The following is a 14,055-nucleotide window of genomic DNA, read 5'->3' as shown; positions in this document are numbered from 1 at the left end:
GCCGGCGGGTCCGGCCGGTCAGGCCCGGCCCCCCAGGCTGGCCAGGCCGACGATCCAGCCGGCGAAGAAGCCGTACGTGACGCCGGCGCTCGCGGCCTGGAAGGCGGCGTAGAGCGTGCCGCCCGGCCCGAGGAGCGTGGCGAGCAGCGCGGCGATCCCGGCCGCCAGGGCGTAGGCGCCCCAGCCGGAGAGGAACTGGCTGCCCGAGGCGGCCACCCGGTCCACCTGCGGGCCGGGCAGTAGGTAGAGCAGCGCGGCGGCGGCCACGATCAGCAGGATCGCCCGCAGGTTGGCGGTGAGCAGCCCCTCGTCCGCGTGCCACCGCCACGCCGGCCAGGCCAGCAGCCGCAGGAACCAACCACCGGCGCCGGTGGGGTCGGTGTGGCCCTGCGCCCAGCCCACGTACATCGGGCTGCCGCCGACCGCGACCAGCAGGAACGCGGCGAGCGTCCCGGTGCCGGCGGCCGTGCCGTACCGGGAGACGGTGCGGGGGCGGTTGGTGAGGGCCATGGAGCGGTCAGTTCCCGGGCCGCCGCGCCGGGCAAACCTGCCCCACCGCGCGGCCGCCGCCGGCCGGCGGACGGCCACCGGATCAGTGCTTCATCAGGTAGTCGATGAACGCGGCGCGCAGCAGCGGCGCGGACTCCTCGTAGCCGTGCCCGGTCAGCTCGCGCCACAGCGCGTTGGCCTCGTCGATGGTCGGCCCGACCGAGTTCGGCGCCCCGTCCAGGGCGGCGGCCTCGTCGGCGTTCGGCAGGTGCCGCAGCACCGACCAGAAGAACCCCACGTCGCGACGCTCCCGGGCCAGGTGGAACGCCTGCTCGCGCAGCTCCTCGGTGGAGAGCTTGTCGAGCTCGTCGAAGGTACGGCCGCCGGGGGCAGGAGTGTCCGTCATGCCGCCGAGCCTAACCGGCGAGATCAGCTCCGGCCCGCCCGACGCGACGCCCCCGGCCGGGTCAACGGTCGTCGGAGTCCCAGCGGCGCGGCTCGCTCTCCCAGCCCGGCGCCTCCCACGCCTCGACCGGCGTGTCGGTGTCGGTGCGGGTCGGCAGCACCGACGGCCAGGTGGCGGTCGGCTCGGGCGCGGGCGTCATCGCCCAGCCGCTGCTGAGCGTGCCGTCGCCGGCCGGCCGCAGCGGCCCGGAGCCGGCCGGGCCGGGCGACACCGGACGGGGCCGCCCGAACGTCTCCACCAGGCGGGTGACCAGCAGCCCGACGCCGACGGCCGCCCCACCCACCGCCCACCTGCTGACCGTCCAGTCGTACGCCACGGACCAGGCCAGGAACACCACCACCAGGCAGACCGAGAGCAGGGCGCCGAAGACGCCGCCACGCCTGCCGTACGCGCTGGTGCCGCCGAGCAGCACCGCGCCGACCGCCAGCACCGACCAGTCCAGGCCGGTGCCCGGCGTGACCGTGCCGTCGCCGTTCGCGGCGATCAGCATCCCGCCGAACATGGCCAGCACCGTGGAGCCGACGAGCGCCAGCGCGGTCACCGTGGCGGCCGCCGCGCCCCGCCGGCGGGCCGGGTCGGCGACCGGACGGAACCGGCCGAGCAGCCGGCGCACCGGTTTGATCGCGCCGAAGAGGCCACCGAGGACGGCCACCGCGGCGAAGCCGACGAAGAGGTAGAGCGCGGCGCGCCGGGGGTCGTAGTCGCCCTGGACGGTGACCGGGGCGGTCCGCCGCTCCAGCCAGACGATCACGCCGGCCGCGCCGGCCAGGCTCGCCGCCCAGCCGGGCACGTGCAGCACCACCACGGCCAGGGCGAGCGCCAACCCGGCGACCGCCGCCACCGCGAGCGCCGGGAGCAGCACCTCCCGGGCGCCCCGGTCACCCTGCTCGGCGTAGTGCAGCGCGGCGGCCAGCGCGACCGGGCCGATGGCCAGGTTCACCGCGGCCGCCCGTAGGCTCAGGCCGGCGGCCAGGGTGAGCAAACCGAGCCCGGCCACGTCGACCAGCAGCGTCTTCAGCGCCCCGCCGCGCAACGCGTCCGAGTCTTCCCGCCAGAGCAGCCAGGTCACCGTCGCCAGGCCGGCGAGCAGCACGAACTCCCAGACCACGTGCACCGCGATCCGGTCCCGGCCGGGCTCGCCGTGCGACGGGTCGTCGAAGACGTTCTCCAGCACCGCGGCGGGCACGCCGGACGTGGTCTCCGACGGGACCGTCCGGCCCGACTGGTCGTACCCCATTGGCCCGCGCCTCCCAGGTGGCCGCGTCCGACCCACTCCTCGGGCGGACCGGCGGCGGCCGTCGCTCTCCGGTCGCCAGGGACGGTACCTGCGGGCGGGGGGTGGGGGAACCCTCGGATCAGCGGCGCCCGCGCGGCGTCTCCCGGTCGCCCGGCTCCCGGTCCTCGTCGTCCTCCTGCTCGGGCACCCGGCACGAGCGCTCCAACCAGAGCGCGGCCACGGTCAGGGCCAGCGAGGCGACCAGCCCGGCCACCGCGGCCGGGCGGTCGCCGACGGCGGCGTTGGTCCGCTCCACGAACAACCAGCCGGTGAGCCCGGCGTAGAAACCGGTGAAGATGGCCCCGGCCAGCGCGGACGCCTTGGCGAGCACCACGAAACGGGCGACCAGCAGCGGGTTCACCGGCTCCCGGCCCGGCCGCCGCTCGATCCGGCCGCGGGTGTTCGCCGCCGCGTAGCCCTCCAGCACGGCCAGCCCGGCCAGCGTGATCACCGGCAGCCAGGGCAGGTCCGGCGCGAAGTCGTAGTAGAAGCCGCTGATCAGCAGCCAGGCCACCGCCGCGGCGGCCAGACCGGCCACCACGAGCGTGGAGACCCGGGTCGGACCCATCCGGAAGCGGTCGGGGTCCTGCGGGTTCCGGGCCGTACTCATGCGTCCGACTCTAGCGTCAGATCGGGTCGCGGGCTCAGTTCCAGGGCGTCGCCGGCCAGCGGCTCGGCGTTGAGCAGGTCGGTCAGCCAGCCGTGCCCGGGCAGCCGGCCGTGCGGCTCGATGTCGATCCAGGGCCGCAGCACGAAGGCGCGCAGGTGGGCCCGCGGGTGCGGCAGGGTCAGCTCCGGGTCGTCGGCGAGCACCGGTTGCCCGGCCTCGTCCCAGACCGCGATCACGTCCACGTCCAGCGTGCGCGGCCCGTACCGGCGGGCCGGGTCGCGGGTGCGCCCGGCCGCCGCCTCGGCGGCCCGGGCCCGGGCCAGCCAGTCGTCCGGCCCGGCCGCCGGGTCCGCGACCATCACCGCCGCGTTCAGGTACGCGGGCTGCTCCGCGTCCCCCCACGGCGGAGTCTCGTAGACGCCGGAGACCAGCAGCACGTGGTCGCCGAGCGCGGCCACCGCGGTTCGCAGGTGGTCGAGGCGGTCGCCGAGGTTGCTGCCGATCGACAGCACGGCCCGGGTCACCGGGTACGCCGCATGGTGACGGCCACGTCCCGGAACGCGTGCGGGATCGGCGCCTCCGGCTTGTGCACGGTCACCGTCGCGGCGGCGACCCGCGGCTCGGCCAGGCAGACCGCCAGCAGCCGGTCGGCCAGCGTCTCGATCAGGTCCACCGGCTCGCCGGTGACCACCGCGACCAGCCGTTCGGCCAGCTCGCCGTAGTGCACGGTGTCGGTCACCTCGTCGGAGCGGGCGGCCGGGGCCAGGTCGAGTTCGAGCACCGCGTCGACCACGAACTCCTGCCCCTGGGCCCGCTCGAAGTCGTAGACGCCGTGCCGGCCGTGCGCGCGCAGGCCGGTCAGTTCGATCCGGTCGGTCATCGGTCCCCTCCGCTGCGGGCGGCCCGCGTCGTGCCGGCCACCCGCGGGCTGCCGGTGGCCCGCCAGACGGCGAGCGCGTCGGCGGTGGCGCGGACGTCGTGCACGCGTAGCCCCCAGGCGCCGGCCGCCACGGCCAGCACGCTCGTCGCGACGGTCGCGGCCTCCCGCCCGGCGGCGGGGCGGGGCTCGCCGGCCGGGTCGGCGAGCAACCGGCCCAGGTAGGACTTGCGGCTGGCGCCGAACAGCACCGGGAAGCCGAGGTGGACCAGCTCGGGCAGGCGGGCGCTGAGCTCCCAGTTGTGCGCCGCGGTCTTGGCGAAGCCCAGCCCCGGGTCGACGATGATCCGGTCGGCGGCGACCCCGGCGGCGAGCGCCGCGTCGACCCGCTGCCCCAGCTCGGCCCGGACGTCGGTCACCACGTCGGTGTAGGTGGCCAGGTCGCGCATCCGCCGGGAGGGCCCGCGCCAGTGCATGAGCACCCAGGGGCAGCCGGCGTCGCGGACCACCCGCGCCATGTCGGGGTCGGCGAGCCCGCCGGACACGTCGTTCACCACGACCGCGCCGGCGGCGAGCACCGCCTCGGCGACCCGGGCCCGGCTGGTGTCGATGCTGACCGGGATGCCGGCGGCGCTCAGCTCGCGGACCACCGGCAGCACCCGGGCGGTCTCGGTCGCCGCGTCGATCCGGTCGGCGCCGGGCCGGGTGGACTCGCCACCGACGTCGACGAGGTCCGCGCCGGCGTCGCGGAGTCGCACCCCGTGTCCGACGGCGGCGTCCAGATCGGCGTATCTGCCGCCGTCGGAGAAGGAGTCGGGGGTGACGTTGAGGACGCCCATCACCACCGGAGCGTCCGCTCGTACCAGATCGGTCACGGACCCGACAGTACCGTTCGCCGGCCGGGCTTCCGGCCACCGGGCGAGCCCCGGATCCGACGGCCCTGACGTGCGAATTGGAACAGGTGTACGATCGGACGTCTGGGTCGTTCCGGGTCCACTCTTCGCGGCTTGTCGCAAAGGTGGCCGGCCCGTACGCTTTGGAATTGCCCAGCATCGAGATGGCGAAGCCTGGAGGGAGGGCCGAAGCGGGACGAATCCGCCCAGGACTCACCACCCTGCGTGGCGAGTGACGGACTCAGCGTCGAATGCGCTGTTCCTGACGAGCACCATCCCGCCAGGCTTGCCTTGACTGCACCACCGCGGCACCGCCGGCCGCGACCTTTGGGGAGGTTTCCAGTGATCGCCATCGAGCTCATGGCAACGGCGTCGACCGCCGTCGACCACGCGCTCCACACCCTGGCGTCGACTCCACTCGCCGAGCCGGCCCCGAAGGGCATCGACACCGACAACGTCGTCACCTTCTTCGCCAGCAAGGTCGCGCCGATCCTGCTCGCCGTGCTCGGCGTGATCTTCATCGGCCGGGCCAGCCGGGGTGAGATCTCCAAGGTGCTGACCAGCTCGGCCATCGCCATCATCGGGCTCGCGTTCATCGCCGGCGCGGCCACACTCTTCTTCGTCGGCGACTACCTGATCAACCTCATCTTCGAGTAGGGCGTTGGGCGACGATGCGGCTGCGCACCGACGACGACATCTACCGGGCACGCCTGGTCTACCTGGGCCCGCCCGGCTACACCCTTCCCGTCCACCTGCCGTACGCCCAGTACGGCCTGTTCATGCTGCTCGTACCCCTCTACGTGTTCATCCACTGGTTGTTCACGCTCCAGGTCGAGCTCTTTCCCGCCTGGGAGATCTCGCTCGCCATCGTGACGACCTCGTTCATCTTCCGGTACGTCGACCCGGACCGGCCGGCGCGCATGGTCATCCGGACCGCGCTGACCGACTGGCGACGCACCCGGGAGCCGGCCGCCGAGCTGCGGGACCCGCGCCTCGTCGCGAGCCGGATCAGGATCCGGGAGGAACTGGCATGACCGGGCGTACACCGACGGTGCAGACGAACGACGCGGGTGAGGCGGTCGCATGAGTCGCTCTTCCACGCCGGGTTCCCCGGCCGGGCGCCCGGGCGGGCCAGTCGGTCACCGTGCGCGATCGTTCGACTACCCGGACGTCGAGGAGGTGGACGAGGTCGTTCTGGACCCGGCGCTCGTCACCAGCCCCGGGCACGGTCGGGTCGGCGTCTTCCAGCCACCTCGCCCCCTCGCCGCGCGCGGGGCGGAACCGCGCGAGCCGGTACGCCCCGACGGCGACATCGACTCGCCCTTCCTCGACCTGTTCGGCGGCGCGTCACCCCGGGTCCGCCGCCCCGCAGCCCCGCCGGTCACGCCGGTGGATCCGGTGGTGGCGCCGCCCCGCCGGGGGGTGGGCCGCGACCCGCTGCCGATCCCGCACCAGCCCGTCGTGCCGGTCGAGGCGGCGCCGCCGGCCGATCCCGAGCCCCCGGCCCGCGAACAGACCCCGGGCGTACGGGCGGTGGGCCGCCCCAGGCCGGAGCCCGCGATCGCCGCGCCCCCGCCGCCGCCCGCGCTCGACCCGCCGCCCACCACCCGCGGCCGGGTGCCGCTCCAGGCCGGCGACCGACTGCCGGCACTCCGGCCCACCGCCGAGCCGGAGCCGGCCGCCGAGCCGGTCGCCGGCCTCCCGGCGCCCGCCGAGACACCCGGCGCCGCCCACCGCACCGAGCGGCGCGAGCCGGCGCCCGAGCCGGTGGACGCGTACCCGGTGCCGACCGCGCCCTCCCGAGAGATCGGCCGGCCCGCGCACCGGGAGGTGACGCCGCCCCGGCAGCGCTCCGCCGGCCGCCGCGACAAGCCCGCCAAGCCGGTCCGGGTCCGCGCCCCGAAGATCAAGTTCGGCGACCGCGACCCGTCGGTCGAACTGGCCATCACCGAGATCGCCGGCCACCTGACCTTCACCCCCAACACGGTCACCGCGTGGTATTGGTTGCCCGAGGTGCGCTGGGCGTTCCGCCCCGACGCGGAGCGCGAGGCGCTGCTCTCGGCGATCTCCGAGCAGTACGCCGGCCTGGCCGGTTTCCGCCTGCACCTGCGCCGCACCACCCGGCCCTTCCCGGCCGACGAGTGGGCCCGCACCATCGACGGGCTCACCGCCGCCCCGCTGCCCGACGTGCCCGGCACCATCGGCTGGGCCGACCACCTGGTCGCCGCCCAGCGGCACCTGATGTCGGTCAACCACGCCGAGGGGCAGACCTACCTCGGCGTCACGTTCGCCCGCCGGTCGCTGGGCGACTCGCTCACCGAGCGGCTGCTGCGCACGTTCGGTCGGGGCACCGCCGACGGTGAGCGACGCCGGCTGGGCCGCACCGTCGAGCAGTTCGACGAGGTGCTCGGCGCGTTCGGCATGCGCGGCCGGCGGGTCAGCGCGCCCGAACTGGAGTGGCTGCTCTACCGCTCGGTGGCGCTCTGCATGGCGCCACCCGGCGTGCTCTCGCCGATCACCAACGGCCGGTGGGAACGCGGCGACCTGCTGGCCCTCACCGAGCAGGTGGAGCGCTACCGCACGCCCTACGGCTCCACGGTCAAACTGGTCAACCGGATGACCGGCGAGGAACGGCACGTGGCGGTGCTCGCGGTCGGCCGGATGGAGCCGCTGGAGATCCCCGAGCGGCACGAGCCCTGGCTGCACTTCCACGAGCGGCTGCCGTGGCCGATGGAGTTGTCCACCCGGGTCGACATCCTCGGCCCCAACGACTCCTTCCGGAACCTCGAACACCGGCTCCGGATGATCCGCTCCCAGCAGCTCGACTACGCCGAGCACGGCATCGACGCGCCGCCCGAGCTGGAACGGCTGGCCAAGCGGGCGCTGGTGATCGGCGACGAGATGACCACCGGGCTGCCGGTCGACTCGGCCCGCGCGCACGGCTGGCACCGGATCGCGGTCGGTGGCCGCACCCGGGAGGAATGCCTGGAACGGGCGCGCCGGCTCATCCAGCTCTACTCCCGCGAGCTGCGGATCTCGCTCCAGCACCCGAAGAACCAGGACTGGCTGGCCCGCGAGTTCATCCCCGGCGAGCCGATCGCCAACACCGGCTACGTCCGGCGGATGCCGGTCAACCTGCTCGCCGCCGCGCTGCCGCAGGCCGCGAGCACGGTCGGTGACCGGCGCGGCGACCTGATCGGCCGCACCGCCGGCACCTGCCGCCGGCCGGTCTTCCTCGACCTGCACTTCCCGATGGAGGTCCGCGAGCGCTCCGGCCTCGCCGTCTTCGTCGCCGAGCCGGGCGGCGGCAAGTCGACCCTGCTCGGCGCGCTCGGCTACCTGGCCGCGCGGCGCGGCGCGCAGGTGACGCTGCTCGACCCCTCCGGCCCGCTGGCCCGGCTCTGTGCCATGCCCGAGCTGGCGCCCTACTCACGGGTGCTCAACCTGACCGGCTCCGAGCAGGGCACGCTGGCGCCCTACGCGCTGATCCCCACGCCGCTGCGCAGCGAGTTCACCACCGGGCCGGCCGGCGACCGGGAGTTCGAGATCGCCGTCTCCAACGCCCGCGCCGAACGCCGCATGCTGGTGCAGGACATCTGCATGATGCTGGTGCCGCCGCAGGTCGCCCGCGAGGCGTCCACCGCGACGCTGTTCCGGCACGCGGTCCGCCAGGTGCCGGCCGAGGAGACGTCCACCCTGGACGACGTGGTCACCTGCCTCCAGGGACTCGACGACGACGCCGGGCGCGAGCTGGCCAACCTGCTGCTCGACACCGCCGAGATGCCGCTGGCCATGCTCTTCTTCGGCCGACCGCCGGAGGGGCTGCTCGGCGCCGACGCCGCGCTCACCGTGATCACCATGGCCGGCCTCCGGCTACCCGATCTCAAGATCGAGCGGGAGTACTGGTCGGCCGAGGAGGCGCTCGCCCTGCCGATGTTGCACACCGCGCACCGGCTCGCGGTCCGCCGCTGCTACGGCGGCTCCATGTCCTCCCGCAAGCTCGTCGGTCTCGACGAGGCGCACTTCATGGAGGGCTGGCGCTCCGGCCGGTCGTTCCTGGTCCGGCTCGCCCGCGACTCCCGCAAGTGGAACCTGGCCGCGCTCGTCGCGTCGCAGAACCCGAAGGACATCCTCGGCCTCGACGTGCAGAACCTCGTCTCCACCGTCTTCGTCGGCCGCATCGCGGAGGACAGCGAGATCGCCTCCGAGGCGCTGCGGCTGCTGCGGGTGCCGGTCGACGACGGCTACGAGGCGACACTCGCCTCGCTCTCCCAGGCCGACAGCGGCTCGGCGAACCGGCTCGGGTTCCGGGAGTTCGTCATGCGCGACGTCGACGGTCGCGTGCAGAAGGTCCGGGTCGACGTGTCGTACGTCGACGGGCTGCTGAAGCACCTGGACACCACCCCCGCGGCGGTCGCCCAGGCCGCCGGGCAACTGCCGACCGTGCTGGCTGATCTGGAGGCGTGACATGGCGAGGGCCCGGGCACGGATCGCGGCGCTCCTCATCGCTCTCGGCGTACTCGCCGGAGCCACCATCTCCTGGCCGCTGATCGGCGCCACACCGGCGCAGGCCGCCGGGCCGACCGCGCAGGCGCGGGCGGAGCTGTGCAGCACCAAGGAGTGGCAGACCAACTTCCGGGCCTGCGTCGACCGCCTCAAGGCGGTCAGCGAGGACCAGGTCGAGTGCCGCAACGCCCCGGTCCCCGGCGCGCCGGACTCCGGCCTGGCCGGCTGGTTCGCGTCCCGGCCCGACTCGGCCAAACAGCCCGGCCCCAAGGGCCTCTACAGCGACTACGGGTACGCCGGATACAGCTACACCACGTACGACGTGGACGGCGGCTGCGCCTCGTCGGTGCTCCACCCGGACTACCGCTTCACCACGATGGTGGCGAACGGCGAGTTCATGTTCGCCAACGCGGTGATCGGCGCCTCGAACGCGCTGCGCGAACGCGCGTGGGACCCGCGGACCATGTGGCGCTGGGCGGACCCGCTGGTGGAGCAGGCCACCAAGGCGGTCTACCAGAAGGTGTTCAGCGTCTTCGGCATCATCACCATCTGCGTGGTCGGTCTCTACCTGCTGTGGCGCTCCCGCCAGTCCGACATGAGCAACGCGATGACCACGGCCGGCTGGGCCATCCTGGTGATGGTGGCGGTGACCGCGTTGGCTGCCTGGCCGGTGAAGTCCGCGAACATCGCCGACAACACGCTGATCACCACACTCGGCGTCGTGCACGACGCGGTCGGCCCCGCCACCAAGGACATCCCGCCGGACAAGTGTGTCCTGCCCAACCCGAGCGCCTGCGTCGACAAGCGCCCACCCGCCGTGCGGGCAAGTGACACCGCCACCGAGACGATGCTCTACCGCAACTGGCTGCGCGGCGTGCTCGGTTCGGCGGACAGCGAGACCGCGAAGAAGTACGGTCCGGCCCTCTACGACGCCAAATCACTGACCTGGGAGGAGGCGGAAAAGCTTCGCCAGAACCCGGCCACCCGCGAAGCCACCATCAAGGCCAAGCAGCAGCAGTGGGCCCGGGTCGCCGAGCAGATCAAGTCGGAGGACCCGGAGGCGTACGAGTATCTCCAGGGCACCAAGGACATGGACCGGATCGGTGCCGGTTTCATCGCGGTCCTGGCCTCGCTGCTCTTCGCCATGTTCGACCTCACCGCGTCGGTGCTGGTGCTGCTCGGCTTCCTGATCTTCCGGTGGGCGGTGATCGCCGCGCCGATCCTCGGCACGGTGGGGCTCATGCGCCCGGCCAGCGCCGGGCTCCGCCGGCTCGCCAACGCCGTGGTGGCGGCCGTGTTCAACATCGCCATCTTCGGCACCGGCGCGGCCATCTATCTCTTCGCGGTCGATCTGATCATGAACACGGCGACGCTGCCCGGCTGGCTCCAGGTGGTGCTGGTCTGGCTCTGCGGCGTGGTCGGGTGGCTGCTGCTGCGGCCCTACCGCCGGATCACCCAGCTCGGGGGCAAGGACAGCAGCGAGGCGGTCAGCTCGGCCGGCTCCTGGCACCGCCGGTTCTTCAGGGACATGCGGGTGGCCGCCCGGCTGGACGTGGCCGAGCCCGGCGGCACCAACGAGCCGGCGCTCGGCCGGCGGCGTGGTGTCGTGGCCGACCAGCGCAGCCTCCGCCCGGAGGCCCGGCACGAGGACCCGGCACACGCCGCCACCACCGTGGAGCGGGAGCGGCCGGACGGGCGGGAACGCCCGGACGAGGCGCCCGCGCCCGAGCGTCGGGGCGGCCGTCCCACCGCCGCGCCCCGGCCGCGCCGGGCACCGTCCACCTGGACCGAGCCGGACGTGCCCGAGGAGTCGCCCTCCTATGCGGTCTACCGGCCGGACTCGGCCGACCGCGGCACACCGGCTGCCCGGCCGACGCCGCGGATCCGCTCCGAGGCCAGGTGACACCGGTGCGACGGGCGCTGGAATTCCTCTTCACCCGGGTCCTCCGGTCCCGGCTCGGCGTCGCGCTGGTGATCGCCGTCCTGGTCTTCGGGGTGATCGGCGCGGCCCGGCTCGTCTCCGGGCCCGGCGATCCGGGCACCGGCGTGGCGGTCCGCCCCACCCAGCCGATCAGCACGGTGGATCCGGAAGCCGGTGAGGACGGGATGCTGTCCAGCCCGCCGGCCGCGGTCGCCCCGCGGATCCGCCCGGGCGAGCCCACGCCGGAGCAGGTCGCCGCCCGGTTCACCACCGCGTGGCTGACCGGCCCGGGCAGCACCGGCGATGCCTGGCAGGCCAAGCTGCGCCCGCTGAGCACCCCCGCGCTGGTGGAGAAGATGACCGGCGCCGACCCGGAGACGGTGCCCGCGCGGCGCACCACCGGCCCGCCGACGCTGCGACCCCGCACCGAGTCCTTCGTCGAGGCGTCGATCCCGCTGGACAGTGGCACGCTGCGGCTCGACCTGGTCGCCCCGGACGGTCCGTGGCTGGTGGACGCGGTCGACTGGGAGCGGTCGTGAGCTCCGGGCCGGCCGCCGCCGCCCGGGTCCGCCGTAAGCTGCGCGTCGGCGTGCTGGCCACCGCGGTCACCGCCGTGCTCACGCTGCTCTGCTGCGTCGGCGGGGCCGGCGCGTTCCTCCTCACCGAGCTGGGTGGCGACCCGGAGGACCCGAAGCTCGCCGGCCTGAGCTGCGACCCCAGCTACCAGGTGAACCTGACCGGGGACATGCCGCGCTTCGCCGAGTACGGCGAGGGCCAGTTGCGCAACGCCGCCGTCATCATCAAGGTCGGGCAGGACATGAAGTTGCCCGCCCGCGGTTGGGTGATCGCGCTGGCCACCGCGATGCAGGAGTCCGCGCTGCGCAACCTGGCCAACAGCACGGTGCCGGCGTCGCTGGCCCTGCCGCACGAGGGGGTCGGCTCCGACCACGACTCGCTGGGTCTGTTCCAGCAGCGGCCCGGCTGGGGCAGCGTCGAGCAACGGATGACGCCCTCCTACACGGCCCGCAAGTTCTACCAGAAGATGGTGAAGGTGCCGAACTGGGAGCGGCGACCCCTCACGGTAGTGGCCCAGCGGGTGCAGGTCAGCGCGTTCCCCGACGCGTACGCCAAGCATGAGGAGTTGGCCGGCCGGATCGTCGACGCGCTGGCCGGAGGCGCGGCCCGGACCGTCGAGATCGCCGGCAAGGCCGTCTGCGACGCCGCGGCCGGGGCCCGGATCGCCGCCTCCGGCTGGACCGCGCCGCTCCCCGGCGGCGTGGTGTCCGGCTTCCGGACCGAGGCCCGCCCGAGCCACGACGGCGTCGACCTGGCCGCCGGCAAGCGCACCCCGATCCACGCCGCGTCGGCGGGGCGGGTGCTGGTGTCCAGGTGCGACCCCGACCACTCCGGTCGGCGGGACTGCGACCGGGACGGCTGGCCGAACAAGGGCGGCTGTGGATGGTTCGTGGACATCCTGCACGCCGGCGGGTTCATCACCCGCTACTGCCACATGATCGAACGGCCCAAGGTCCGCCCGGGTCAGGAGGTCGCGGCCGGCGAGGTGATCGGGCTCTCCGGCACCAGCGGCAACTCCTCCGGCCCGCACCTGCACTTCGAGGTGCATCACGACAGCGACCGGTCGAGCAACGGCGCCGAGAACCCGGTCCCGTTCATGCGGGAACGGGGCGCACCCCTGGGCGAGACCAAGTGAGGTCCCGCCGATGAGCGACCCGCTCCCCGATCCCTTCGCGGACCGGCCCGACTGGGCCCCGCTGCCGCCCCGACCGGTCGACGTCGTGCCCGCGGTCGGCGGCGCCGAGTTACGCGGTCGCCGCGTGTTGGTCGGCCTGCCCGGTCTGGGCTGGCGGAGCGACCTGCGAGCCGACGAGCGGGTGGTGCAGGGCAGCCGCACCTACGTGCCGGTGATTCCGGAACACGAGTGGTACCGGGCCGAGTCCGAGCAGGTGGAGGTGTTCGCGCCGCTGGTGCCGGTGGAACGCGTCTGGGTCGAGACGGTCGGCGAACGACGGCCGCCCCGGGCGCTCGCCGGATCGGGCATCCGGCTGGTCTCGCTCGACGCGCCGAGCCGCCGGCCGCCCACGCCGGTGTTCGAGGCCGACGCGGTGACCGGGCGGCGGGTGGTGCACATGGACGGCGGCGCGGAGCGACGCGACCTACGCGCGGTCACCGAGACCTACTCCGGCGCCGACGGTGACATCTGCGTCCGGGTTGCACCTGAACTGGAGTGGTACCGCTGGGCCTGGCGCGGCCAGGCACCCACCACGCTGGAGGTGCCGGTCCACCTGCTCTGGCTGGAATAGGCAGGCTTCAGCCGGCACGCTGAGCCGCGCACACACCCCAGCCGTCCTCGCGCTTCGTCTCGATTCGCCAGCCCTGCCGGTCGGCCTGCGAGACGCCGTCGACGAAGGCGGAGATGATGAGCTCCACGTTGACCACCGCCACATCGGCGGACTCCTGGGCGGTCAGCGGGCCCCAACTCACCGCGATCGTCGCGTCGAACCGCTGTTCCCTGGCGACGAGGTCGTCCCGGAGCACCCGCAGGCCGTCCACGTCTGCCCGCCCACCACAGGTGTACTCATCCGCCTTGGTGTCGTTGCGATCCACAAAGAATGCCCGGAGATAGTTGTCCACCACCACGTCCGGGGCGCTGCGGTCCGGTGCCGTCGCTCGGTCGTACAGGACGAACCCGGCCACTGCGCCGCCCGTGCAGAGCAACGCCAACACCCCGGCGACGATCGCGAGCAGGGTGCGCAGCGGACGCTTCGGCCGCACCGGAGCCGGAGCGGGCGCGGGGGGCGCCAACTGCTCCGGTGGGGTCCGCTGCGCCGGTACGCGGGAGACCTGGGAACCGGCGGGGGGCTGCACTGATTCCACCTCCTGAGGCTATCGGCTGCGCGCCGCGTACCCAATGCCTCAGAACTGGCGGATCGTGGCGAACCGCCGGGCGGTCGCCGGCCGGCGGTCGGGTGAGGCTGCTCACCGCCGGGCAGATCACC

Annotated in this window: 15 protein-coding genes; 7 read left to right on the top strand and 8 right to left on the bottom strand. The window is 74.1% G+C overall.

What is annotated here, in order from left to right; genetic code table 11:
- Positions 1-18 precede the first annotated feature (18 nt).
- The 7 genes from O7618_RS27770 to folP all read right to left on the bottom strand — a co-directional run bounded on the left by O7618_RS27770 (position 19) and on the right by folP (position 4,593).
- A complete protein-coding gene (locus tag O7618_RS27770) occupies positions 19-510 on the bottom strand; it encodes a hypothetical protein (RefSeq protein WP_278109092.1) in 492 nt (163 codons plus the stop codon).
- A gap of 82 nt (positions 511-592) precedes the next feature.
- Positions 593-895: a hypothetical protein gene (locus O7618_RS27765; protein WP_091425717.1), complete on the bottom strand. Its 303-nt coding sequence runs from the start codon at positions 893-895 to the stop codon at positions 593-595.
- Positions 896-956: 61 nt separating this feature from the next.
- Positions 957-2,192 carry an ABC transporter permease gene (locus O7618_RS27760; RefSeq protein WP_278109091.1) on the bottom strand — a complete coding sequence of 412 codons (1,236 nt, stop codon included), beginning with the start codon at positions 2,190-2,192 and terminating at the stop codon, positions 957-959.
- Between the two features lie 118 nt (positions 2,193-2,310).
- Positions 2,311-2,799 carry a DUF3180 domain-containing protein gene (locus tag O7618_RS27755; protein WP_278110175.1) on the bottom strand — a complete coding sequence of 163 codons (489 nt, stop codon included), beginning with the start codon at positions 2,797-2,799 and terminating at the stop codon, positions 2,311-2,313.
- Between the two features lie 38 nt (positions 2,800-2,837).
- Positions 2,838-3,365, bottom strand: coding sequence for a 2-amino-4-hydroxy-6-hydroxymethyldihydropteridine diphosphokinase (folK, locus tag O7618_RS27750; RefSeq protein ID WP_278109090.1), 528 nt, complete (start codon positions 3,363-3,365; stop codon positions 2,838-2,840).
- Positions 3,362-3,721 (bottom strand): dihydroneopterin aldolase, encoded by a 360-nt coding sequence (gene folB, locus O7618_RS27745; RefSeq protein WP_278109089.1) that lies wholly within the window; start codon positions 3,719-3,721, stop codon positions 3,362-3,364. The genes folK and folB overlap by 4 nt, the downstream gene beginning before the upstream one ends.
- Positions 3,718-4,593, bottom strand: a complete 876-nt coding sequence (gene folP / locus O7618_RS27740) for a dihydropteroate synthase (RefSeq protein WP_278109088.1) — start codon at positions 4,591-4,593, stop codon at positions 3,718-3,720. The genes folB and folP overlap by 4 nt, the downstream gene beginning before the upstream one ends.
- A 360-nt stretch (positions 4,594-4,953) precedes the next feature.
- On the opposite strand from folP, the gene O7618_RS27735 reads away from it, so the two are divergent.
- The 7 genes from O7618_RS27735 to O7618_RS27705 are packed head-to-tail and all read left to right on the top strand — an operon-like array spanning position 4,954 to position 13,359.
- On the top strand, positions 4,954-5,268 hold the full coding sequence (locus tag O7618_RS27735) for a hypothetical protein (protein WP_091070155.1): 315 nt from the start codon (positions 4,954-4,956) through the stop codon (positions 5,266-5,268).
- Between the two features lie 14 nt (positions 5,269-5,282).
- Positions 5,283-5,645, top strand: coding sequence for a hypothetical protein (locus O7618_RS27730; RefSeq protein ID WP_089157613.1), 363 nt, complete (start codon positions 5,283-5,285; stop codon positions 5,643-5,645).
- A 49-nt stretch (positions 5,646-5,694) separates the two neighbouring features.
- Positions 5,695-9,078 carry an ATP-binding protein gene (locus tag O7618_RS27725; RefSeq protein ID WP_278109087.1) on the top strand — a complete coding sequence of 1,128 codons (3,384 nt, stop codon included), beginning with the start codon at positions 5,695-5,697 and terminating at the stop codon, positions 9,076-9,078.
- 1 nt (position 9,079) lies between these two features.
- On the top strand, positions 9,080-11,020 hold the full coding sequence (locus tag O7618_RS27720) for an MFS transporter (protein WP_278109086.1): 1,941 nt from the start codon (positions 9,080-9,082) through the stop codon (positions 11,018-11,020).
- Positions 11,017-11,577, top strand: coding sequence for a hypothetical protein (locus O7618_RS27715; protein WP_278109085.1), 561 nt, complete (start codon positions 11,017-11,019; stop codon positions 11,575-11,577). The genes O7618_RS27720 and O7618_RS27715 overlap by 4 nt, the downstream gene beginning before the upstream one ends.
- Positions 11,574-12,749, top strand: a complete 1,176-nt coding sequence (locus O7618_RS27710; RefSeq protein WP_278109084.1) for a M23 family metallopeptidase — start codon at positions 11,574-11,576, stop codon at positions 12,747-12,749. Before O7618_RS27715 ends, O7618_RS27710 begins: the two co-directional genes overlap by 4 nt.
- 10 nt (positions 12,750-12,759) lie before the next feature.
- Positions 12,760-13,359, top strand: coding sequence for a hypothetical protein (locus tag O7618_RS27705; RefSeq protein WP_278109083.1), 600 nt, complete (start codon positions 12,760-12,762; stop codon positions 13,357-13,359).
- Positions 13,360-13,366: 7 nt separating this feature from the next.
- Here the strand turns inward: O7618_RS27705 and O7618_RS27700 are convergent, their stop codons facing one another.
- Positions 13,367-13,924, bottom strand: coding sequence for a hypothetical protein (locus O7618_RS27700; RefSeq protein ID WP_278110173.1), 558 nt, complete (start codon positions 13,922-13,924; stop codon positions 13,367-13,369).
- Between the last annotated feature and the right edge of the window lie 131 nt (positions 13,925-14,055).

Source organism: Micromonospora sp. WMMD980, from assembly GCF_029626035.1.
In the GTDB taxonomy this organism is placed as follows: domain Bacteria; phylum Actinomycetota; class Actinomycetes; order Mycobacteriales; family Micromonosporaceae; genus Micromonospora.
Note: the sequence above shows the minus strand (reverse complement) of the source record. Positions and strands in the feature narration are given on the sequence as shown.